General features: G+C 40.5%; 21 protein-coding genes and 1 pseudogene. 19 read left to right on the top strand and 3 right to left on the bottom strand.

The genetic code is table 11. The annotated features are described in order from the left end of the window. Nucleotides 1–73: 73 nt before the first annotated feature. Nucleotides 74–913, top strand: coding sequence for a tryptophan 2,3-dioxygenase (kynA, locus tag ACXAEY_RS10100; protein WP_474811769.1), 840 nt, complete (start codon nucleotides 74–76; stop codon nucleotides 911–913). 97 nt (nucleotides 914–1010) lie between these two features. Here kynA and ACXAEY_RS10095 read toward each other — a convergent pair whose 3' ends face one another. Then, nucleotides 1011–1661: an MtnX-like HAD-IB family phosphatase gene (locus tag ACXAEY_RS10095; protein WP_474811767.1), complete on the bottom strand. Its 651-nt coding sequence runs from the start codon at nucleotides 1659–1661 to the stop codon at nucleotides 1011–1013. Nucleotides 1662–1830: 169 nt separating this feature from the next. Here ACXAEY_RS10095 and ilvA point away from each other — a divergent pair, with 169 nt between their 5' ends. From ilvA to ACXAEY_RS10025, 14 genes are all read left to right on the top strand, one after another. Next, entirely contained in the window at nucleotides 1831–3087 is a 1257-nt protein-coding gene (ilvA, locus tag ACXAEY_RS10090; protein WP_474811765.1) for a threonine ammonia-lyase IlvA, read from the top strand. Nucleotides 3088–3257: 170 nt separating this feature from the next. Beyond that, a complete protein-coding gene (locus ACXAEY_RS10085; RefSeq protein ID WP_474811763.1) occupies nucleotides 3258–5183 on the top strand; it encodes an ATP-dependent DNA helicase in 1926 nt (641 codons plus the stop codon). A 63-nt stretch (nucleotides 5184–5246) separates the two neighbouring features. Continuing rightward, nucleotides 5247–6197 (top strand): phosphotransferase family protein, encoded by a 951-nt coding sequence (locus ACXAEY_RS10080; protein ID WP_474811762.1) that lies wholly within the window; start codon nucleotides 5247–5249, stop codon nucleotides 6195–6197. An 88-nt stretch (nucleotides 6198–6285) separates the two neighbouring features. After that, complete coding sequence (locus ACXAEY_RS10075; RefSeq protein WP_474811761.1) at nucleotides 6286–7245, top strand: MBL fold metallo-hydrolase; 960 nt, start codon at nucleotides 6286–6288, stop codon at nucleotides 7243–7245. A gap of 94 nt (nucleotides 7246–7339) precedes the next feature. Then, nucleotides 7340–8653, top strand: a complete 1314-nt coding sequence (locus ACXAEY_RS10070; protein ID WP_474811759.1) for a TrkH family potassium uptake protein — start codon at nucleotides 7340–7342, stop codon at nucleotides 8651–8653. A gap of 16 nt (nucleotides 8654–8669) precedes the next feature. Continuing rightward, on the top strand, nucleotides 8670–9329 hold the full coding sequence (locus ACXAEY_RS10065) for a potassium channel family protein (protein WP_270182180.1): 660 nt from the start codon (nucleotides 8670–8672) through the stop codon (nucleotides 9327–9329). Nucleotides 9330–9556: 227 nt separating this feature from the next. Continuing rightward, nucleotides 9557–12310, top strand: a complete 2754-nt coding sequence (gene ppc, locus ACXAEY_RS10060; protein WP_474811757.1) for a phosphoenolpyruvate carboxylase — start codon at nucleotides 9557–9559, stop codon at nucleotides 12308–12310. A gap of 148 nt (nucleotides 12311–12458) precedes the next feature. Next, nucleotides 12459–13271 carry a CAP domain-containing protein gene (locus ACXAEY_RS10055; RefSeq protein ID WP_270182182.1) on the top strand — a complete coding sequence of 271 codons (813 nt, stop codon included), beginning with the start codon at nucleotides 12459–12461 and terminating at the stop codon, nucleotides 13269–13271. A 149-nt stretch (nucleotides 13272–13420) separates the two neighbouring features. Continuing rightward, a complete protein-coding gene (locus ACXAEY_RS10050; protein ID WP_474811754.1) occupies nucleotides 13421–14791 on the top strand; it encodes an FAD-binding oxidoreductase in 1371 nt (456 codons plus the stop codon). 96 nt (nucleotides 14792–14887) lie between these two features. Further along, a complete protein-coding gene (locus ACXAEY_RS10045) occupies nucleotides 14888–15739 on the top strand; it encodes a 3-hydroxyacyl-CoA dehydrogenase family protein (protein ID WP_474811753.1) in 852 nt (283 codons plus the stop codon). A gap of 29 nt (nucleotides 15740–15768) precedes the next feature. Next, nucleotides 15769–16956, top strand: coding sequence for a thiolase family protein (locus ACXAEY_RS10040; RefSeq protein ID WP_474811751.1), 1188 nt, complete (start codon nucleotides 15769–15771; stop codon nucleotides 16954–16956). 82 nt (nucleotides 16957–17038) lie between these two features. Beyond that, complete coding sequence (locus ACXAEY_RS10035; RefSeq protein ID WP_474811749.1) at nucleotides 17039–17509, top strand: GNAT family N-acetyltransferase; 471 nt, start codon at nucleotides 17039–17041, stop codon at nucleotides 17507–17509. Nucleotides 17510–17571: 62 nt separating this feature from the next. Next, complete coding sequence (locus ACXAEY_RS10030; protein ID WP_474811747.1) at nucleotides 17572–18069, top strand: flavin monoamine oxidase family protein; 498 nt, start codon at nucleotides 17572–17574, stop codon at nucleotides 18067–18069. Then, a complete protein-coding gene (locus tag ACXAEY_RS10025; RefSeq protein WP_474811745.1) occupies nucleotides 17960–19054 on the top strand; it encodes a flavin monoamine oxidase family protein in 1095 nt (364 codons plus the stop codon). The genes ACXAEY_RS10030 and ACXAEY_RS10025 overlap by 110 nt, the downstream gene beginning before the upstream one ends. A 23-nt stretch (nucleotides 19055–19077) precedes the next feature. On the opposite strand, the gene ACXAEY_RS10020 is transcribed toward ACXAEY_RS10025, so the two are convergent. After that, complete coding sequence (locus ACXAEY_RS10020; protein ID WP_474811743.1) at nucleotides 19078–19530, bottom strand: SRPBCC family protein; 453 nt, start codon at nucleotides 19528–19530, stop codon at nucleotides 19078–19080. 142 nt (nucleotides 19531–19672) lie between these two features. On the opposite strand from ACXAEY_RS10020, the gene ACXAEY_RS10015 reads away from it, so the two are divergent. The 3 genes and pseudogenes from ACXAEY_RS10015 to ACXAEY_RS10005 all read left to right on the top strand — a co-directional run bounded on the left by ACXAEY_RS10015 (nucleotide 19673) and on the right by ACXAEY_RS10005 (nucleotide 20946). Next, nucleotides 19673–19867, top strand: a complete 195-nt coding sequence (locus ACXAEY_RS10015) for a hypothetical protein (protein ID WP_270182188.1) — start codon at nucleotides 19673–19675, stop codon at nucleotides 19865–19867. Nucleotides 19868–19888: 21 nt separating this feature from the next. Beyond that, a pseudogene (locus tag ACXAEY_RS10010) lies at nucleotides 19889–20137 on the top strand (OsmC family protein); the annotation flags it as partial. Between the two features lie 98 nt (nucleotides 20138–20235). Then, the gene (locus ACXAEY_RS10005; protein WP_270182189.1) at nucleotides 20236–20946 is read left to right on the top strand and encodes a FadR/GntR family transcriptional regulator; all 711 of its coding nucleotides are present in this window, start codon (nucleotides 20236–20238) and stop codon (nucleotides 20944–20946) included. A gap of 148 nt (nucleotides 20947–21094) precedes the next feature. Here the strand turns inward: ACXAEY_RS10005 and ACXAEY_RS10000 are convergent, their stop codons facing one another. Further along, nucleotides 21095–21967 (bottom strand): LysR family transcriptional regulator, encoded by an 873-nt coding sequence (locus ACXAEY_RS10000; protein WP_474811741.1) that lies wholly within the window; start codon nucleotides 21965–21967, stop codon nucleotides 21095–21097. Between the two features lie 186 nt (nucleotides 21968–22153). On the opposite strand from ACXAEY_RS10000, the gene ACXAEY_RS09995 reads away from it, so the two are divergent. Then, on the top strand, nucleotides 22154–24328 hold the full coding sequence (locus tag ACXAEY_RS09995; protein ID WP_474811739.1) for a malate synthase G: 2175 nt from the start codon (nucleotides 22154–22156) through the stop codon (nucleotides 24326–24328). Nucleotides 24329–24360 lie beyond the last annotated feature (32 nt).

The following is a 24360-nucleotide window of genomic DNA, read 5'->3' as shown; positions in this document are numbered from 1 at the left end:
ATTTTGCAAGAGGGCTGCATCTATACTTGCTTACAATTAAATACGCTTTCAAATTCAGTCAGGAGGTTATTACTTGGATAAAAAACACATTGATCCTACAGAGTCATCGGTCCACACTGATTTCACAGAAAACATGACCTACGGTGAGTATTTAAGCCTTGATAAAATACTCTCCGGTCAAAATCGTCTTTCGGATCACCATGATGAGATGTTGTTCATCGTGATACACCAGGTGAGCGAACTGTGGATGAAGCTGATTTTGCATGAGTTAAAAGGGGCTATCAAAGCCATAGAAACTGATGAACTATCTACAGCTTTTAAAATGCTTGCTAGAGTGTCAAAAACCCAAACACAGATCATACAAGCGTGGGATGTGTTGTCTACACTCACTCCATCAGAATATATGGAATTTCGAGATTCATTAGGGCAAGCATCAGGTTTTCAATCCTATCAGTATCGGATGATTGAATTTGCACTTGGGTACAAAACACCTCACGTTCTGAAAATTTATGAAAAAGATCAATCGCTCCACAAAATATTAAAGGAAGCATACAGTGAAAGAAGCATTTATGATGCTGCTATTCGAGCACTTGATCGTGCAGGAATTACGATCGACAAAGAAGTGCTTGAGAGAGACGTAACAAACACATACGAAGGCAATGAATCTGTCAAAAACGCGTGGCTCACTGTTTATAAGAATACTGATCAATATTGGGATCTCTACGAACTTGCTGAAAAACTAGTAGATATTGAAGATTGGCTGCAACAATGGCGGTTTAGACATATGAAAACTGTTGAAAGAATAATAGGGTTTAAAAAAGGCACCGGAGGCTCTTCGGGAGTTGGATACTTAAAAAAAGTTCTCGATCACCGATTTTTTCCAGAACTGTGGGATATTCGAACAGAAATTTAATATAATTTTATTATGTTAACTAAACTAGGTAGAAAAAAGACTGTCGGAAACATTTCCGACAGTCTTTTTCATACATTCCTGTAGGGTGAAGCGACGTTTACTTTAAAACACTTCTGCTTTTCAGTTCATCTTCAATGTCAATGAATGAATCCACAGGAATGTATGCAACATTAAGATCTTTCAGGATGTCTTGAAGAACATCTTTAGCAAACGTTAAGTCTGCTTCCTTAGCACCATGTGAATCAGGCTCACTATCCCCAGCAAAATATACGACGTCATAGCGTTCTTTCAATTCTTTAATAACAAGTGATTTATCGATGCCATATCTTTTTGAGAAGTGTCGATGAGTGGAATCGATAGATAAGTGGACATTATTATCTTTAAAGTAGCCCGTGTTCGAGAAGACCTCAACATCGTTAACCCTATAGTGACGAAGCAAGTGATTGATGTAGTAATCCGTTCCTGCACTTAGGATAAAGAAGTCGCCACCATTTTGCTGAACGGCCTTAATAAAGTCGGGGACATGAGGGTCGATCGGCAGCGCTTTGATGTCCTCAATAATCTGTGCTTCCTCTTTGTTTATCGATTTGAAGACTTTGCTGAGAAATTCAATATCTTGTAACTTCTCAGATTTCCACTCTTTATATAGTGCTCTTCCTTCAGGATAGTAGTTTTCTATAATGAACCAGTAAAAATCTTTTTTTGAGATTGTACCATCAAAATCTGATACAAACGCCCATTTAGCCATTCTCGTTCCCTCCCTAACATACTTCACTTTCTCTTGAACGAATTGTAGCACGACATGAAAGTGAAAAGAAATGAAACTCTTTTATTCAATAACGTAAAACTGTGCTAAACTATGTTAAAATGATTTCTAAAAAGTTAGATTATTCTTATTAAATAAAGGGAGAGCGAGAATGAGTAAAACAATTAGCAAAGTACAAGTAGAAGATATCATTATCGCAAATCAGGTGTTGAAGGACGTAGCAGAAAGAACACCACTTCAACGCAATGAAATCCTATCAGAGCGTTATCAATGCAACATATACTTAAAAAGGGAAGACCTACAAAACGTTAGGTCATTTAAGATTCGAGGTGCTTATAACCGCATTCATGGACTAAGCAACGAGGAAAAAGTACGCGGTATCGTATGCGCGAGTGCAGGAAACCACGCTCAAGGCGTGGCGTATTCATGTAAAACACTTGGCATTCAAGGGCATATTTTTATGCCGGCTACGACTCCTAGACAAAAGGTATCACAAGTTGAACTATTCGGTGGCTCTTCAGTTGAGGTCATCCTAACTGGAGATACGTTCGATGATTCGTTCAAAACAGCGATCGATTTCTGCAATCATGAAGAGAAGACCTTCATCCATCCATTCGATGATTATCATACGATTGCAGGTCAAGGAACAGTTGGACTTGAAATCATGAACGATCTTGACCATGTTGATGTTGTGATGGCTCCTATCGGTGGAGGAGGACTTGCATCTGGTGTCGGTTCATTCGTAAAGAGTATTAACCCAGAGACGAAAGTGATCGGTGTTGAACCAGAAGGAGCTCCTGGAATGAAGAGTTCCATCGATCGTAATGAAATGGTTCCTCTTGAATACATCAACAAATTCGTCGATGGTGCTGCAGTGAAACAAGTAGGGAAACTGACACTTGAGATTTGCAAACAGCTTTTAGATGACGTCATTCTTGTACCAGAGGGGAAAATATGCACGACGATTCTTGAGTTGTACAATCAAAATGCGATTGTAGCTGAGCCAGCTGGAGCACTCTCGATCGCTGCTTTGGATTTTTATCAAGATCAAATTAAAGGTAAGAATGTTGTTTGTATCATTAGCGGAGGGAATAATGATATCAATCGTATGCAAGAAATCCAGGAACGCTCATTGATCTATGAAGGATTAAAGCATTATTTTATTGTTCATTTCCCTCAGCGTGCTGGAGCTCTAAAAGAATTCATGGCGGATGTACTCGGACCTACCGATGATATCACACGTTTTGAATACACAAAGAAAAATAATAGAGATAAAGGTCCCGTTCTAGTCGGTATCGAATTGAACAAAGTGGAGGATTATCACCCTTTAATTGAACGAATGGAGATGAGCGGCTTCTCTTATATTGAGATCAATAAAGATCAGGATTTATTTAACCTTTTGATTTAAAACGCCTAGTCAGGCGTTTTTTTCTGGTAACAATCGTTTCGATTCTTATCTACCAGAAAATTACGGCATACCAACGAGAGTTAATCACCACTTTTCCTAGGATATCTGTTATGATAAGGGTTGGTTTTCTTGAAAAAGAGGACGTACCAATCTAGAAGAGGAGACCGTACATGACTCAACCATTACCATTTGAAATAACAAAAGAAGATTCATTTTATGATGTGCTTGGAGACTACATTGGTGATGTCTTTTATGACATTCTTCCCGAGCACGGTTATGAGCTCCGAGATGAACAAATCTTTATGGCCTTTCAAATCGAACAGGCTTTTAAGAATAAAAGCGTTGTATTTGCTGAAGCTGGAGTAGGAACCGGGAAGACATTTGTCTACCTGCTTTATGCCATCTGTTATGCGAGATACTCGAGAAAGCCAGCGATCATTTCCTGTGCAGATGAAACGCTGATCGAGCAGCTTGTTAAAAAAGGTGGAGACATCGAAAAGCTTGAGAAGGCACTTGGGTTAACTGTAGATGTGCGACTAGCAAAAGCAAGAGAACAATATGTATGTGTGAAAAAACTAGACTATCTTTCCCATCGCACGGATGACGAAGATATCTTAAGTGTTCATGACGAAATCCCTGATTTTGTCTATGAACCAGCTGCTTCTATGCAATCCTTTTATCGATACGGTGATCGAAAGGAATACCCTTGGGTTCCTAATGAAAAATGGGAAAAAATCGCATGGGATCCACTGCAGCAATGTTCTACTTGTGATTGGCGTCACCGCTGTGGGCAAACGCTGAACCGTAAGCATTATCGTCAAGCAAGCGATCTTATCATTTGCTCACATGACTTTTATATGGAACATATTTGGACGAAAGAATCACGTAAAAGAGAAGGACAGCTGCCTCTTTTGCCTGAAGCAAGTACTGTTGTATTTGACGAAGGCCATTTACTTGAGTTTTCGGCACAAAAAGGGCTAACTTATCGTTTTCATTCTGAAACACTCTCGAATGTCCTTACAGGATATATGGATCAGGACGTCAGAGAAGAATCACTCACGCTTGTAGAGGATATCCTCGAACTTCACGATGAGTGGTTCGCACAGTTAAGTCAAAACGCGAAATCCGTTGAAGGGTCCGTACGAAAAGATGTTTCAAGAACTGATTCGATCGTTTCGATAGCTGAGACCATCGTTCATAAAGTAGATGCACTACTAGAACAACTTGTATTCGATTCAGAGCTATATGTGATGGATGATTATCATGTAAAGATCATGGAAGAATATTTAGAGTTCTTCGCTTATGGGTTAAGAACCTTCCTTAAAGATGGTGAGGGAATTCATTGGCTAGAAGAAACAACTACTGATACGAGCCTCGTCATCATGCCAAGACTCGTTGAAGATATATTAAGAAAAGAAGTTTTCTCTCAGAAAATTCCATTCATTTTCTCTTCAGCAACGTTATCACAAGCAGGGGATTTTTCTTATATCTCTAACAGTTTAGGGATTGAAAAACACGCTTCATTTTCTGTGAACTCACCGTTTGACTACGAAGAGCAGATGGAGTTAAAAGGGAATATTGAAGGTGATGAAGAAGAAAAGTGGAGCGATATCGGAGATTCACTTACGAAGAATAATGGTCATTCATTGATCCTATTCTCATCATCAGAAGAAATGAACCGTTTTAAAACATGGGCAGGCAGGAAAGACTGGTCATTTAAAATGATTTACGAAGGCGATCGTGAAATAAGTGAAACGGTTAAAGAATTTCAAGATGATCCTTCTGCAGTATTGTGTTCGTATCACCTATGGGAAGGTTTAGATGTCCCGGGTGAGTCACTCTCACACGTCATCATTTCATCTCTTCCAATGCCACCGAACGACCCTGTTTTCCAAGCAAAGCGCAAGCATGCGGGGAATCCTGAAGGGGATGTGGACCTACCTTACATGCTGCTTAGACTCCGCCAGGGCGTGGGGCGCTTGATTCGAACAAGTCAAGATAAGGGATCAGTGACGATTTGGATGACGGAAAATGAGAGAACAAGCTATGAAAAAAACATCCAGGATGTTTTGCCATTACCAATAAGTTGGAATTAATCAAAGAGCTCTTTCTAAAAACGAAAGAGCTCTTTTTTTAGCAACAACAGTAGGAGGTGCTCGATGAAAACGAACTGGGAACGGAATAAGCCGATTATCGAACCAGATGAAAAGACCTTTTCTGCTATTGTAGAAAGCTATCAACCCGGATTATCTATCTCAAACATTCATTTATTAAAAGGTGGATTGAGCCACTCTAATTACAAATTAGACCTCCATGATGGGTCATCTCTTGTTGCCAGGTTCACTACGAACAAGAAAACACTCACCCTTGAACAGAATCTTAATCAAATTCTACCTAAAGAAGTCAGAACCCCTGAATTCCTACACCTCTCACATCGACCAGAGTTTAGTGTTGCACTGGTTGAATGGAAAGAAGGAGTGTTATTAAGGGATCGGTTAACTTCTTCATCTAATGAGATGTATTCGATCGGTCATTCCGTTGGTGAACAACTCGCTTCGTTGCGGAATCTATCGTTTGATTCACATGGCTTTTTAGATGCGAATGTAACAGTAAAAGAACCATTTCGTCTAACTCCAAAGTCCTTTATTGGAATAATTGAATCGTTTGTTCAAAACGGACCGATGACCTCAAGAATCTCACAGTCTTTAACGCACCGAATCCTTGCATATGCAAAAAAACATGCTGCACTTTTCATAGAAGACGAAAGTGAAGCTAGGCTCGTTCACGGTGACTTTAACGGACTTAACCTCTTGATTGAAGGAACTGAAGTGAGTGCTGTATTAGACTGGGAATTCGCTTTTTCGGGGAGCATTTATTTAGATATTGGTAACATGATTCGCTACGATCACTTTCCGAATATGGAGTCGTTTGAAGAGGGGCTCCTAACTGGTTTAAAGAACAACAGTATTGTATTATCGCCCAACTGGAGGCAATTAGCGAAGCTAGCTGATCTCGTAGCATTGTGTAGTCTTCTCGATAGTCCATTTGGCGGGAAGAACAGGTTTAAGGACATTACTCGATTGATTGAAAATACACTGCAACCATACTAGCAATTCCCTAGAATTAGAGGAGTTTGTGGCCGTCTTGAAGAAGCCTTTCATGGTAAAAAGAAAAAGTTTGGATGAAAGGAAGATCAAAATGACCCAACCTGAAAAAATTGGTGAAGATTTATACCTTGTCGATCTAAATGATCTAAACCTAGAAAAAAGAACTGGTAGCTATATCCTAGCAGAAGAAGAAATCACGATTATTGAAACGAGTGCAAGTCCATCGATTCCTCATTTACTAAACGGTCTTGAAGAACTGAGCATCGACTTAAAGAAAGTACGTAACATCATCGTGACACATATTCATCTTGACCACGCTGGAGGGACTGGACTCTTCCTTGAAAAATGTCCTAATGCTAGAGTGATCGTCCATCAAAAAGGCTACAGACACCTTGAGAATCCTTCACGCTTAATTCAAGGAGCAAAAGCTGTATACGGTGAGAAATTTGATGAACTTTTTGATCCGATCATTCCGATTCCATCCGATCGTTTACTCACGATGGAAGATGTAGAAAAGTTGTCGGTTGGAGAGGATCGAGTTCTTACATTCAACGATACTCCTGGCCATGCGAAGCATCACTTTTCAATCCATGACTCTAAAACAAACGGTGTTTTTGTAGGCGATACGATAGGGGTTTATTATCCTCTATCAGATGTTGAGCTTTACCTACCATCAACATCTCCTAATCAGTTCAACCCCCATGATATGCTTGATTCGCTTGAGAAGATCATGGCTTTCAACCCTGATGCGATTTATTTTGGACACTACGGGAAATCGGATGCACCTGAACACGTAACCGAACAATTAACGTATTGGTTACCTGAATTCATTCGTTCAGCTGAAACAATCGTAAATGATGTTAACGAGGGTGCACCTGAATATGTAAGTAAACTGATTGCGGATGACTTATTTACAAAAGTGCAAACAACACTCAGTAATCAAGGAATCGCAACCGACCATCACATCTATCGCTACATAGAGCTAGACTTATCTGTATGTGCTATGGGATTATACGACTATATAATAAAACAGCAAGCAAAAACTCCTTAATAATAAGGAGTTTTTTCATGGCCTGTTTTTAATGTATGATATAGTGTATATGCTGTAAATAAATGTGAAGACACCCACTAGTTGGAGAGATGTTATGTATAAAAACAAATCAACCATTCAATCTTTTCGTTATATTTTCATGATGTACGTGGGGACTATTTTACTGTTTAGCCTATTCTATGTCCTACCTTTTGCAAATGTAGGAGGCCTGCCATTTGTTGATGCTTTGTTTGTATCAACCAGTGCCCTTAGTGTGACTGGATTATCGGTTATCGATGTTTCTACAAAGCTAACGAGGGTTGGTCAAGCAATCCTCATCATTGAAATGCAGCTTGGTGGAGTAGGAATACTCGTCCTCATCAGTTACTTATTTATGATGATGGGTAAGAAGCTTACCATGTCGAGTATGCTTCTCCTTTCAAAAGATCAGAATCAATCCAAACTAAAAACGATTAAATCGTTAAGTATATCAGTCCTTGTTATCGCGCTTATCGTGGAAGCGATAGGATTTGCTTTAATGTTCAACGGAATACGAGACGAATTTACTTCTTTGAAAGAAGCGATCTTCGTAACGGTATTTCACAGTGTCGCGAGCTTTACAAACGCTGGATTCGACCTCTTTGGCGATAGCCTTATGTCATTTCAAGAAAGTCGTTTGTTTTTATTAACGACCATGGTGATGATTTTTATCGGAAGTCTTGGGTTTCCCACGATCGTAGAATACATAAATCCGTTTCGCCGTAAAAGGAGTTTATTCTCACGAATCAACATACGGCTCCATACGTCATTATTTCTTTTAGCAGCAGTAATTTATTATACACTAGAACATAATGGAGCGTTCCATCACCTTTCATTTACAGATAAATTGTTCAATGTGTTCTTTCTATCTGCAACAACTCGGAACGGTGGATTAACGACGATCGACATATCTACACTTCACATCACGACAGTCCTAATTCTTATGATTCTTATGTTCATTGGTGGCGCTTCGTCTAGTACAGGTGGAGGCTTACGCTTAACAACTTTCTCCGTTTTGATGGCTAAGATGGTGTCTGTTGCAAAATCTCAAGAACATACAACACTAATGAAGAAGACGATTTCACAAGACTCGATCAATAAAGCTTTTCTAATCTTTGTAAGCTTTGTATTTCTGTTTGGGTTATCGACTGTTGCACTTTCACTTTTCGAATTGCAGGAAATTGAATTGATCGCTTTTGAAGTACTCTCAGCCCTAACGAACACTGGACTGTCGATGGGGATTACAGGAGAACTAGCAACCTTCTCTAAGCTCCTGTTATGCATTTTGATGATCATCGGAAGAATAGGTATTTTTAGCTTTATTTATATTGTTTTTAAAATTGAAAAATCAAAAACTCGATACTTAAAAGAAGACCTAGCAGTGGGATAAGAAGGGGTTTGATCATGTGAGAAAACAATTTCTAGTATTAGGTGCAGGAAGATTCGCGAAGGGAATCATACAAGAACTGTATGAACAAAAATGCGATGTGATCGTTTGTGACAAAGACGAAGGTCCTCTCGAGGATGTTGAAAAATACGCCACCCATTCGATTGTAGGGGACCTTCGAGAGAATGGTGTGATGGACGATTTGAATGTCGACCAATTCGATGCTGTATTCGTTGCGATCGGGACAGATTCATACTCTGCCATCCTTATTACGAACAGGCTAAGAGAACGTAATGCAAAGGAAATTATCGTAAAGGCTACAAGTAAAGAAATCGGAGAAATCCTATCAAATTTAGGTGCAGATCGAGTGATTTATCCAGAGGAAGAAGCTGGAATGAAAGTAGCAAGACAGATTACGATGCCTAACGTGATCGAATACATCGAAATCACAAAAAACGTTTCAGCAGTTGAATTAAAAGTACCTGAAGAACTCGTCGGAAAAACACTTCTAGAATTAGACTTCTCAAGAAAGTATGATCTTAACGTTTCTCTGATCTTGAGGGATGATTCACCGATTCTAAGTCGGTATGCAGAAGTCGCATTTCAAAGTAATGATGTGATTCTTATCGTAGGGGAAAACAAAAAGATCGAGCAGTTCAGGAAAAAGTTCCACTTATAAAAAGTCGTTTAGAAACCCGCAAATATTGCGGGTTTTTCAATGGTTTCAGAGAAAAATTTCAAAAATAATGTATCCGCTTCCATCCCTTTCTCACTAGTTACTATAGGGAATGCAACTATCTACAAACGCTTTCTTATTACGTGACAAAAATAAAATTTCTTGTATATAATAGAAATATTGAAATAATTTTAATTTTCGAATTTAAAATCAAGAAAGGATGGTCGCAGATGGCAAAACTCGATACAGCAACAACATCACAACAAAACCACCACGTTGCACTAAGGCGTGACATCAATATGTTAGGTAACTTACTCGGTGACGTTTTAGTGCAGCATGGCGGACCTGAACTTCTAGAAAAAGTGGAGTCGATTCGTGAAAAGACGAAGTCGATCAGACAAGATGCAACGGATGAAATGACAAAGGAGTTAGAAGAGACGATACAAAACCTACAATCTCCATTACGGAAACAGGTTATTCGTGCTTTTGCATTATATTTTCATCTTGTAAACATTGCTGAACAAAATCACAGAATTAGAAGAAGAAGAGATTATCAAATGCTTGAAGAAGACCAATCACAGCCTGGCTCTATTCCACATGCAATATCAACGCTTAAACAAAACAATGTGCCCGGAGAGTTGATCGAAGAAACACTCAAATCCCTTTCATTGGAATTGATTCTGACAGCTCACCCAACTGAGTCGACTCGTAGATCAGTGCTTGAAATTCATAAGCGAATCGCTAATGCTCTTCGAGAAATGGACAGCCCATTACTAACTTCTAGAGAGAAAAAGAGTATCAAGGACTCAATCTATAACGAAATTACAACACTTTGGCAAACAGACGAGCTCCGTCATAAGAAACCTACCGTTATGGATGAAGTGAATTTAGGGTTATTTTATTTTGAAGAGACGTTGTTTGATGTGCTTCCAGAAATCCATGAGGAACTTGATGAATGCTTAAAAGAACATTATCCAGAAGTCTCATGGAACATCCCAAACATCCTAAATTTTGGTTCGTGGATTGGTGGAGACCGAGATGGCAATCCATTTGTTACGCCTGAAGTAACTTGGAAGACGCTAGAAAAACAGCGTGAAGTCGTTATTTCTAAATATAAGCAATCCGTAAAAGAGCTCATGAAAAAATTAAGCCAGTCTTCTAATCGCGTTCCGATTTGCGGTGAACTTATCGCATCGATTGAACAAGATGAAGAGACGCTTCCACACGTTAAACGGTGGGGAGTGCCACATGAATCTTACCGTGTGAAGCTATCTTATGTTCTTGAGAAACTAAATAAGATCGGTACAAATATGGGATACAAAGATGCGGATGAGTTCATTGATGATTTAAGGCTAATCGAAAATAGCCTTCGTCAACATTATCCAGAAGGCTTCCATTTTGATGACCTTCACAAGCTTATCCGCCAGGTTACACTTTTCCGCTTCCACTTAGCAACACTAGACATTCGAAACCACAGTGGGAAACACGAAGGTGCGATCCATGAATTATTGCAGCGCGTCAAACTTTCTGATGATTATTCCTCATTATCCGAAAGTGAAAAAGTTAATCTACTTACAGAAGTCCTAGAAGATCCTCGACCGGTATTGTCGACATACGAAGATTATACGAGCGAGACTCAAGAAATCCTCGATATCTTCACGATGATAAAGAAAGCACACAATGAGTTTGGGAACGAGTCGATCTCAGTTTACTTAATCAGTATGACCCAAACAGCAAGTGATCTTCTCGAGGTTTTAGTACTTGCAAAAGAGGCAGGGATCTACCGATTGCACTCCGATGGAAGTATCGAAAGTAATCTTAACGTAGCACCTCTCCTTGAGACGATCGATGATTTAAAAGCTGGTGGGAATACGATGAAAGTGCTCTTTGACCTAGACGTCTATCAAAAGCACCTTAACCAACTTGGGAACCGTCAAGAAATCATGCTAGGCTATTCTGACGGCAGTAAAGATGGCGGAACCCTTACTGCAAACTGGAAGCTTTACCAAGCCCAGCAAGAGATTAGCCAGATCGCACAAGAACGAAACCTTAAGCTTAAATTTTTCCACGGTAGAGGCGGAGCACTTGGACGTGGCGGCGGACCATTGAGAAGAAGTTTACTTTCTCAGCCACCAGAAACGTATAAAGCAGGTGTGAAAATCACTGAACAAGGAGAGGTACTATCTTCTCGCTACCTTCTCTACGATATTGCGTACAGAAGCCTTGAACAAGCAACAACTACATTACTTTCAGCAGCTGTAACGGGGATAGAAAAAGATCCAGATCAAGAAAAATGGCAGGAAGCGATGGAAATGATGTCAGAGCTTTCACTTGAGAAGTATCAGTCCCTTGTGTTCAGAGATGAAGGATTTTTAACTTATTTCACAAACGGGACGCCTTTACCTGAATTAGGTGCACTAAACATCGGTTCTCGTCCGATGAGTAGAAAAGGTACGAATAGCTTCGATGATCTCCGTGCTATTCCATGGGTGTTTGCTTGGACACAAAGTCGCCAGCTTATGCCGGCGTGGTACGCATCTGGAACTGGACTCAATCAGTACGCATCGACTTCAGAAGGCTTGAACGAACTTAAGCAGATGTATGAAAAATGGCCGTTTTTTGCTTCATTAATCGATAACTTGCAGATGGGGCTAATGAAAGCAGACTTACCAACTGCTGAAAAGTATATGGCGTTGATTAAAGACGAAAATGTAGCAGCACGCATTTTTAACATGATTGTAGAAGAATATCATCTGACGAAAAATGTGATCCTTACGATTACAGGTCAAGAAGAACTATTGGATGGAACACCGAACATTAAAGATTCCATCCGCCTAAGAAATCCGTACGTAGATCCATTGAGCTCACTTCAAGTCGAGTTGATTTCAAAATACAGAGCTGACAATAGCTCTGATGATGAATTGTTAAAAGAAATTTTACTCACTATTAATGGAATTGCTGCCGGATTACGTAATACTGGCTGATAACACAAAGCCTCTCTGCAACTAATGCAGAGAGGCTTTTTTTCATTAATGGGTATTTCATTATGAATTCACGGTTTTTACCACAAATACTTTGCCCTTTTGATGAAAAACTAAGGATGTAAGAAAAATTACACAAGGAGGGCAAAGCATGTACAAAAAATTAATGCCGTTATTACTTCCCGGGTTAATCCTACTCGGAGCATGTAACGCAAACGGTGATAACGATAAAAACGAAGCAATGAATATGAATACAACAGCTCCAACTGAAGGCATTCAGCGAATCAACTCGGGTCAGATTACAATCGATCCGAACTCTTACAGCACCGAAACACCTAGTAGCAAATTCCCACATGGAGAAATTGTGAAAAAAGGGCAGTTTGAGTTCAAAGAAGCGATTCCTGGTATTGACCCTAGAGAGTACCTACCTGAAGGATTCCCTGAGCAGTATGGAATAGGTGGGGGAGATGAGCAGGCAAAGCAACGTGCTAGAGATGGTCAAAACAACAACGACAACAACCAGGGACAGAATAATCAGCAACCTGCTCAAGGGAATGACGAAAAGCAAGCAGAACCATCTGGAGAAATTAGCAAAGAAGTACAGCAAGTAATCGACCTAACGAACAAAGAGAGAAGAAAGCAAGGACTTTCTGATCTAAAAGCATTCACGAAATTAAGTGATGTAGCTCAAGAAAAATCACGAGATATGCAGAAGAATAATTACTTCTCACACACAAGTCCAACGTATGGATCACCATTCGATATGATGAGAGATTTTGGTGTTGACTTTAAGACTGCAGGTGAGAACATCGCCCAAGGACAACAAACACCAGAAGCTGTTGTAGATGCCTGGATGAAAAGTGAAGGGCACCGCAAGAACATCATGAACGGTAATTTCACCCATATTGGTGTCGGACTCGCTCAAGATGGTCATTACTGGACGCAAATGTTCATCGGAAAATAATGTGAATCGCCAGGTACATAATATGTACCTGGTTTTTTATATGTAGTGCACGACCATTGTCCTTTGACGACTTTTGGTTCATAATAAGAGTGACGATATTTGTCAGAATACTTATAATTTTACACAAAAGATTGGAAGGTGTATTCATTTTGAATAATATCCTTGAGATCCTCTCAGCTCTCCTTGAACCAGACCAAATCAGTACGAATGAAACGATCATCGATCAACATAGTAGGGATGAGTCATATCATACTCCTCATAATCCAGATGTCGTCGTGTTTCCAAAGAATGCAGATGACATTCGTAACGTCGTATCTGCAGCAAATAAACATGGAATACCAATCGTACCATTCGGTCTTGGATCAAGCCTTGAAGGACATGTGATTCCTTACCAAGGCGGAATTTCGATCGATTTTCAACTTATGAACAAAATTATCGAAGTACGTCCCGATGATTTTTTAGTTCGCGTACAGCCTGGTGTAACACGTTCACAATTGAATAAAGAACTTAAAAAGTACGGACTATTTTTCACCGTAGACCCAGGTGCAGATGCGACGATCGGTGGGATGGCTTCTACAAATGCAAGTGGCACAACATCCGTTCGCTACGGTGTGATGAGAGATGTCGTGCGAGATATGGAAGTAGTGCTTGCTGATGGACGCATCATACATACAGGGAGCTTAACTGCTAAATCATCCTCAGGTTATCACCTCAACAGTCTTTTTGTAGGCTCGGAAGGTACACTTGGTACTTTTTCAGAACTTACATTAAAAGTTTACGGGATACCAGAAACAATTCTCGCTGGACGTATCGTTTTTCCAGAAATAGAAAATGCGGTATCGACTGTCACAAACATTCTTCATGCTGGCATACCTGTAGCGAGGATGGAACTTGTTGATGCGAGATCGATTCAACAAGTAAACAAAACAAATGAAACGGATTATTTAGAAAAACCTACCGTCTTTATTGAGTTTCACGGTAACGAAGCAGGGTTAAAACAAGACGTTGCATTTGCTGAAAGCATTGCGGAAGATAATAACTGCGATGAATTTATTTTTGAACATGATTCAAAAAAACGAGCTCAACTATGGGAAGCCCGTCATAACCTTGCCTATTCATTTAGCCATGCCTCTCCTGGTAAGAAAATGATGGTTACCGACGTTTGCGTTCCGATATCTGAACTAGCAGGCGCGATTATTGATGCAAGAAAAGCGATAGAAGCGTACGGGTTAGACGGCGCATTGCTTGGCCATGTTGGGGATGGCAATTATCATGCGATCGTCATGTTAGACCCTAATGACCCGACAGAACTCGATAAAGCAACTAAACTAAATCAGCACCTCGTGCACTATGCACTCGAAAAAGGCGGGACATGCACTGGAGAACACGGTGTTGGTACAGGGAAAATGAAATACCAGCAGATGGAACATGGCCCAGCATTCGAAGTGATGCGAGGAATAAAACATTCACTCGATCCAAATGGAATCATGAACCCTGGAAAGATCTTTGAGATCGACTAACAGGTAAGTTTATGGAAAAGGAAAAGGAATTTTCACTAGAGAATAGCATGTCCTTAATACAGATTGAAAGCGTTATCAAACGAGAGGTGGTTCTTAATGACGATTAAGAAAGTAGCAGTGATCGGATCAGGGACGATGGGACGAGGCATTGCGTATTCCGTAGCTATATCAGGCTTATCCGTTGTTCTTCAAGATATAAACGAATCTTCATTAGAAAAGGCCAAAGCTTACCATGAAAAAGAGTTTGAACGTGCAGTTGCGAAAGAAATCCTAACGAGGGAAGAAGCAGATTCGTCCTTGGGTTCGATCGAGTACACGACTGAGTTGAATGCAGCAGTGAACGATCGAGATCTTGTGATCGAAGCTGTGTTAGAGATTATGGAATTAAAGACGAGCATCTTTAAACAGCTTGATGAAATGACACCTGATCATACAATTCTTGCAACAAATACATCAACGATGTCACCAACAGAACTTGCTGCACAAACTAGCCGTCCAGAGAAATGCATTGCCCTTCACTTTTTTAACCCTGTCCCTAGAATGAAGCTAATTGAAGTTATTTGCGGACTTGAGACGTCAGATGACACGATCCAAAAAGCAATTGCATTTGGAGAATCGATTGGAAAAGAGTGTGTAAAGATCAATGAATTTCCAGGTTTTGCTGTAAGTCGAATGAACTGTTTGATAGGAAATGAAGCGATGAATATGGTGATGGAAGGTGTGGCGTCACCTGAAGACATCGATAAGGCGATGAAGTTAGGGTTAAACCATCCCATGGGACCGCTTGAACTTGCAGATTTAGTTGGATTAGATACAAGACTCCGTAACATGCAGTATCTATACGAAACGCTTGGGGAGAAATATAGACCTTGCCCGATCTTGACGAAGTACGTTAAAGCAGGGCATCTTGGTAAGAAGAGCGGAAAAGGGTTCTATACATATTCATAGCGAAGCTGAGAACATAGGGGGGAAGCAAGATGAAAGAACGGATCGTAATCGTTGAAGCAGTACGTACGCCAGTCGGAAGATATGGGGGAGCATTGAAGAGCATTAATTCTGGAGAGCTTGCCGCGATCGCTATAAAAGAATCGGTTAAGCGGGCAGGAATCTCACCAGAATCCGTTGATGAAGTCATCTTAGGAGAAGTAAGACAGACGACAGAATCGTCAAACGTAGCGAGGGTAGCAGGATTACGCGCTGGTATCTCAGAAACGGCACCAGGCTTTACGATAAATAGACTTTGTGCATCTGGAATGCAGGCAGTTGCATCTGCTGTACAACAAGTACAATCTGGCCAAGCAGAAGTCGTCGTTGCAGGCGGGACCGAAAGCTTAAGTAATGCTCCCATCTACTTACGTAACAGTCGATTCGGAGGTGATAGGACACAATTGGTGGATTCCAACACAGAAGCTGGACAGCAGCCAATCGAACTTTTCGGTTCAAACCTTGGAATGGGGATAACTGCCGAAAATGTTGCTGATCGTTATGAGATTTCAAGAGAAGATCAGGACCGCTTTGCAGCTGAAAGCCAAAGGAGAGCAGCTGTTGCTATTGAAAAAGGAACCTTCAATGAAGAAATCACGCCAGTAGAGATTAAATCGAAACGAGATTCTTATCTATTTGATACAGATGAACACCCGAGACCTGGCACAACATTTGAAAAGCTTTCAAAACTGAATCCCGTTTTTAAAGAGAATGGGACCGTAACAGCCGGGAATGCATGTGGAAGAAATGATGGTGCAGTAGCCATGCTTATCATGAGCGAAGAAAAAGCAAAAGCATTGAACGTAGAACCCCTCGCTCGTGTTGTGGATTGGACTACTTCAGGAGTGTCCCCAGAGATCATGGGAGTTGGTCCAGTGCCTGCTGTAAAAAAGTTACTAGAGAAAACGAATATGTCCCTTCAAGAAATCGGCTTGATTGAACTTAACGAAGCCTTCGCCGCGCAGGCACTCGCTGTTATAAGAGAACTAAACCTTGACGTTAGTAAAGTAAATGTTAACGGAGGTGCCATCGCGCTCGGGCACCCGCTCGGAGCTACAGGCGCTAGAATATTAACGTCATTGATGTATGAAATGAAGAGAAGAAATGAACGTTATGGAATCGCAACGCTGTGCGTAGGTGGAGGTCAGGGCATGGCCATGCTCGTTGAAAACATGAGGTGACCCTTGAAAGACAGTGCACTTGTGCACTGTCTTCCAAATTTCTTCAACGCATGGTTAGCAAGTATTGATAGGAGGGATTCATATGATGATTAGAAAGTTCCATGATGAAGATATCCAACCCATCATCGATTTATTTTATGATACTGTCCATTCGATTAACTCTCGAGATTATTCGTATGAACAAATAGCTGCTTGGGCTAATCCTCACGAAAGAGAACAAAGAAAGATTAAATGGCTAAAATCGCTTCGTGATCATGATACATACGTCGCTCTCGAGGATGGTATTATTATTGGGTTTGCTGATTTAACAGGAGAGGGAGTTTTAGACCTTCTTTATGTTCATAAAGATTATCAGCGTCAAGGTGTCGCTACCGCGCTTGTTAACAAGCTCTTAACAAAAGCGAAACAGCTCGGTTTACAACAATTGACTACTGAAGCAAGCATCACCGCGAAACCATTCTTTGAACGTCAAGGGTTTCGGGAAGTGAAAAAGCAGCAGGTCAAAAAGAATGGAGTCACTATGGTCAACTATAAGATGGTGTTGCAAGTATAAAGTACGACTTAAACATATAAATTCCTTCCTCTACATAGGGTGATAAAAAAGGAGGGGAAACGATGAGTCAACCGATTGATCACTCACTGAGTTATCCAGATGATATGCTTACAATCATACGAAATGGTCTACCTAAACCAGATCGAACTTTGAATGTTATGATTATCGGTGCAGGAATGTCTGGGCTTGTATCAGCATCCCTTCTAAAAAGTGCGGGGCATAACGTAACGATTCTTGAAGGAAACACGCGTATTGGTGGAAGAATCTATACGATGAGAGAGCCTTTTACTGATGGTAAATACCTTGATGTCGGTGCTATGAGGATTCCTGTTACCCATAAATTAACATATGAATATATCTCACGTTTTAACCTACCAATAAATAAATTTATTAACAGCTCACCGAAAGATATCCTATATGCCAATGGCATTCAGGTAAGTAGGGAAGAGTATGAACGAAACCCAGATATCCTTAACTTCCCATTACGACCAGAAGAAAAGGGGAAAAACAGCTGTCGAATTATTTTTAAGTGCCGTACAACCCTTTTATACGCTATATGAGAAGGGGGATCAAAGCCAAAAAGATTTCTTAAGAAGAAAGTTCGATCGCTATTCCATGGAAAACTTTTTGAGATACAACCCCATCGGACCATCTCTCTCACCAAATGCCGTTCGTATGATCAAGGTGTTATTAGGAATCGAGGGGTTCTCAGAACTATCCTTCGTTGATATTTTAACGGATATCGTTAATACTGTGTTTAATGCGGAGTTAGAATTTAATGAGATAACTGGCGGAAATGACCGCTTGCCAAAGTCCTTTCTTAAAGATCTAGAAGAAAACATTCTCTATAGCGAAAAAGTACACAGGTTGGTACAAAGACCGAGAAATATCGTGGTTCAAAGTAGGAATCAACAAACAGGAGAAATCAACACGTTTAAAAGTGATGTTGTCATCATGACCGTCCCATTTTCTGTGTTTCAATTTATTGAAGTGTACCCTTATCATTCGTTTTCTTTTGAAAAGTGGAAAGCAATACGAGAGCTTCATTACGTGGCGTCTATGAAGATCGGCATTCAATTTAAAAAGAGTTTTTGGGAGGAGGAAGGACTTGGCGGTGCGAACCTGATATCGGATTTTCCAAACCGGTATACATATACACCTAGTCGAACCGCCGATGAGTCAACTAGCGGGGTGTTACTCGCCAGTTATAGCTGGGAAGATAATGCAATGTTATGGAATAGTTTATCGCTAGAACAACAAATCACTCAGTCGCTTGAAGATCTTGCGAAGGTTCATGGAAAGCGGGTATTTGATGATTATTTGAACGGGGCTTCATTTAGTTGGAGTCAAAATGAATTTTCTGGTGGATGCTTCACTCTTTATAAACCGAACCAGATAACAGAATTTGAAAAGGTTATCACTCAACCTGAAGGTCGAGTGCACTTTGCTGGCGAACATACTTCGTCCTTCCATGGCTGGATCGAAGGGGCAATAGAGTCAGGTGTCAGAGCTGCTTTTGAAGTGAACAGTCGAAAAGATATATGAAAAAGCCAGACTTCATCTGGCTTCTATTCTCGATTTTCAGATACACGCTTCACTCTATCTAAAAATTCGTTAACCACTTTATCACTGGAAAAGAGCACGAACGGTTTGATGTACCATTTCAACGGTTTATTAAAGCCCGTATATCGAAGCTTCGTCGTATCCTCAGAAAGCTTAAATAGCTCATATGTTCCTTGAATATCAAACATTCCACCAAGATTAAAGGCGATCGTTAGCTTTTTCTCTTCTTCTTTACTCATATACTCTAGTGTATGTACATCATATTCCATCACACGTTTTCCTTCACGATACTTCTGCCTGGCTATACTCCCAACACCCTCATCAGTCACTTTAATTGGTGTATTTTCCACTACATTAGGCATGATTTTCTGCATGTTTTCTAATGAACCATCTAAATACCCCCACACTACCTCGATGGGTGCATGTATTTCGATCGATTGATCCCACGTTTTAGGCATTTAGCATTCCCCCTTTTGATACTTTATTCTACCATTTTCTCGTTATCCCTTCTCTTAATATCGGCAGAAGGATTCAATACATTGTTTAACGAAATAGTTGCAGTGGAAAATGATTAATAACGAAGAATATAGGAGGGATTGTTTGAGTAAACCGATCGAAATATCGAATATACGAATTGAGCAAGACAAAGGGAAGAAGCGACGCGCTTACATCGCAGATTTCCAAGAACCGATCGAATTTGGTGTTCACGGAGGCGTCAAAGATTTTTACGGTGTTTCTGTTGAAGAAGAACACCCATCCACACTAGACCATATCGTTGCTGCAGCTGGTGGCTGACTAACCGGTACCCTATCAGGTGCGCTGGAAGCGCGCCAAATACCAACTTATCCTAATAAACTGTCTGGACAATTTGAAGGGCTTATCGAAGCACCAGACGGCGTCTTAAAGATTACAAAAATCAAGTGTACGTATAACCTTGTGATTCCAGAAGGGAAGAGAGATGCTGCCGAGCGAGCGTTAGCAGTGTTTGAACGAGGTTGTCCTGTCGCCCAAACCCTAAAAGGGTGTGTGGAGTTTGAACACAAGTGGGAGATAACAGAGGAATAACGCATCCAAACCGATGAGAGAAAACTCATCGGTTTTCTATATGCCTTTAGGAAATCTGTTAAAATGAACAGTAAGATGAAAGGGAAGAGGTGTAAAATATGGCTTATGAACAAATCAGACGTCGAAAAATATATGAAGAAATTGCCGATCAACTATTAGATAGAATTAAAAGCGGAGAGCTGTCTCCAGGGGAAAAGCTAGATTCTGTCCATTTGTTAGCAGAACAATTTAATGTGGGGAGATCAGCTGTTAGAGAGGCATTAAGCGCACTTCGAGCGATGGGGCTGATCGAAATGAAGCAAGGAGAAGGTACGTACGTAAAACAATTTGACCCTTCAAGTATCAGCCAATCCCTGTCGGTCAATGGGATGTTAATGAAGAAAGAAGATATCGTTGAGTTATTAGAAGTTAGAAAAGTGATTGAGACTGGATGTGCAGCAAGTGCTGCTGCAAAACGGACTGATCAGGATTTAATGAATATGCAAGAAGCACTAAACGAAATGGAAAAAGCAGCGTTAAATCATGAACTTGGTGAGCAGGCTGACTTGAAATTTCACATGGCAATCACTTCAGCATCTCACAATAACATCCTTTTAGAGCTAATGAATCATGTCTCTCAGTTAATGTATGATTCGATTCGAGAAACGAGGAAAATATCCTTTTATTCTGAGACCACCATGTTAGAAAAACTGTTTGATGAGCATCGCCGCATTTTCTTGGCGATCAAAAGCCAAAATGCTTCGGAAGCTCAACATGCGATGCTTGATCACTTGAACACCGTAGAAAGTGTTCTCCTTAAATATGCCTAAGACGTAATACCTTTTTTCAGAAAATTTTAAAAATAAGGTTGAGTTATGCAAAACATCTCCTTATAATGGGTACTAGAAACCAGGTCATCAGATGACCTGATAACAATTCAGATCCGCTCTATTAAAGCGGATCTGAACGGTTGCTCGCTTAGCACCTAGCAAGTTTAATAAATTCTCTTACTGCGAAGGATAAGTACTTATCTTTCTTCCAAATCAGTCCGAGTTCAAGGTTTACTTCAGAGTCAACAATACGAAGGGCGGTGATAGAAGGATTTTGGATGCTGAGGGCAATCTTATCGGGTAGCAAAGCGATGCCAAGCTTTGCTTCAACCATCTCGATCATGAAATCTTTTTGGGAGCTTTGGCAAACGATATTAGGATAAAAACCTCGCTTCTCAAAAGCTTCAACGATTCGATCATAGAGTGTGAAATCATCCCGATACATGATAAATGGTTCCTTTTCTAAATCTGCAATCGTCACATTGTCCATTCCGTTAAAGGGATGATCAGTGGGTACGATTAACATTAACGGATCTTTTATCACAGGAAGGGTCTCAAATTTTTCTTTCTGAAGAGGTAGATTACAAACCATCCCTACATCTAAAGAACCATCTTCGACACCTTGTTTAATTCGTTTCGATCCAACCTCTGTTAATAGAATCGTGACGCTCGGACAAGTTTCCTTAAATCGACTAACCAGACTAGAGAAGAAAGCAGCTCCAATGATAGGTGGAATTCCAATCTTAATCTGGCCTTTCTTAATCGCAGTGAGATCTGATAGCTCTGCTGTCATCGCATCAAAGGCAAGAAGGACTTTTTTCGCGTTTACCAGTACAGCTTCACCAGCATCCGTTAATTCTAACTGCTTCGATCTATAAAAAAGCGGCACACCAAGCTCATCTTCAATCTGCTTAATCGATTTACTAATTGAAGGTTGTGATACGTGCAGCGAGGCCGCTGCCTTTGTAAAGCTTAGCTGTTTCGCAACTTCTGTAAAGTGTTCAAGGTGACGAATTTCCATCGAATCACTCCTGTGATATGAGAATTATAGACCTGTGATATGAGAATTATAGAGGGTGCGTTATAACTAGGAAGAATAGTCCATATTCCAAATATGTATTATATCATCGTTCGTTTCTATTATAAGATATTACATAACGATAAGACAGTTCTATTGAACTGCTAAACCATTGGAGGAGAATAGCGTATGAAAGATTATGTTCAAGAAGAATATCTACAGGTTGCGAATGAACTCTATGAATTTATTAATTCAGACGTACTTCCTGAAAGCGGTGTTTCAAAAGAACAATTCTGGAACGGCTTAGGAGAAATCATCCAAGATCTTGCTCCAAAAAACAAGGCGCTTCTAAAAACGCGTGACGAGATTCAAGAGCGTTTAGATAGCTGGCATCAAACGAACAAAGCCTATGATCTTGATACGTACAAATCATATTTACAAGAGCTAAACTATCTAGAAGAGGAAGTAAACGATTTTCAAATCACAACCCAAAATGTTGATGACGAGATCGCTAGGCAAGCTGGGCCTCAGTTAGTCGTACCTGTAAATAACGGAAGGTACGCGATCAATGCAGCCAATGCTCGATGGGGAAGCCTTTATGATGCATTATACGGAACTGATGTGATTAGTGAAGAAAATGGTGCTGAACGTAAAGGAGCATACAATCCTCGCCGAGGCGAAAAAGTGATTGATTATGCGAAGGATGTTCTTGATAGAACTGTTCCATTAGAAGGCAGTAGTCACCGTGACGTGACGAGCTATTATGTAGCGAACGGTCAATTGAAGGCTCGTTTGAATGAGAAAAATGAAAGCGTTTTATCTAATTCCGATCAATTCGTTGGTTACCAGGGGGATGAACCGAACCCTACTACCATTCTACTTCAGAACAACGGCATTCACCTTGAGATCCAAATTGATCGCGAGCATCCGATTGGCTCTAGCGATCAAGCTGGTGTGAAAGACGTATTTGTAGAATCCGCTCTTACAACAATCATGGACTTTGAAGACTCTGTCGCAGCTGTAGATGCAGAAGACAAGGTTGTTGTATACAAGAACTATCTTGGATTAATTAAAGGCGATATCGTTGCTTCCTTTAAGAAAGGAACAAAAGAAGTTTCGAGAACGTTGAATGCTGACAGAGATTATGTAAATCCAGATGGAAAACAGTTCTCCTTACCAGGCCGCTCCCTCATGTTTGCACGAAATGTAGGTCACCTTATGACGACCAGTGCAGTACTTGATAAAGATGGGAATGAAATCCCTGAAGGTATATTAGATACGGTTATTACCGGTCTGATCGCAAAACATGATGTGTTACGTAATGGCAAATACCAAAATTCTAAAAAAGCCTCGATCTATATTGTAAAACCAAAAATGCACGGTTCAAAAGAAGTAGCTTTTGCTAATGAACTGTTCAACAGAACGGAAGATGTTCTAGGATTAGAACGCAATACGATGAAAATTGGAGTGATGGATGAAGAGCGTAGAACGACATTAAACCTTCGCAACTGTATAAAAGAGGTTAGTGAGCGTATCGTCTTTATCAATACAGGGTTCCTAGATCGAACTGGGGATGAAATCCATACATCGATGGAAGCAGGTCCAGTGATCCGCAAACAAGATATGAAGAATTCTGTATGGCTACAAAGCTACGAAAAGTCTAACGTTCAGCAAGGACTAAAAACAGGATTCACGGGTGTAGCGCAGATTGGTAAAGGAATGTGGGCAATGCCTGATATGATGGCAGACATGCTAGCGCAAAAAGGAGGTCAACTGAAGGCAGGAGCAAATACAGCCTGGGTTCCATCTCCTACTGCAGCAACCCTGCATGCTCTTCATTATCATGAAGTAAACGTACCAACTGTCCAAACGGAACTAGCAAAAAGCACTTCGAATTATCAAGAGGATATTCTTCAAATTCCTGTTACAGAAGCAAATTGGACTGAAAAAGAAATCCAAGAAGAGCTTGATAACAATTCACAAGGTATTTTAGGTTACGTTGTACGCTGGGTAGAGCATGGCGTTGGTTGCTCAAAAGTACCAGACATTCACAATATCGACTTGATGGAAGATCGTGCAACACTACGAATTTCTAGCCAGCACATGGCCAACTGGTTACACCAGGGTGTATGTACGGAAGAACAGGTTATGGAAACGATGAAACGAATGGCTAAAGTAGTGGACCAACAAAATGCAGACGATCCAGAATATCGACCGATGGCTAGCGATTACGAGAACTCTATTGCATTCCAAGCTGCATGTGACCTTGTATTTAAGGGAATCGATCAGCCTAACGGGTATACCGAACCAATCTTGCACAAAAGAAGACAAGAAGCGAAAGCAAAGATTCGTGTAAATAACTAAAAAGACTGTGCAAAAGCGGCTAACGTAGCTGC

The organism is Anaerobacillus sp. ABA4_114 (assembly GCF_056159065.1).
Note: the sequence above shows the minus strand (reverse complement) of the source record. Positions and strands in the feature narration are given on the sequence as shown.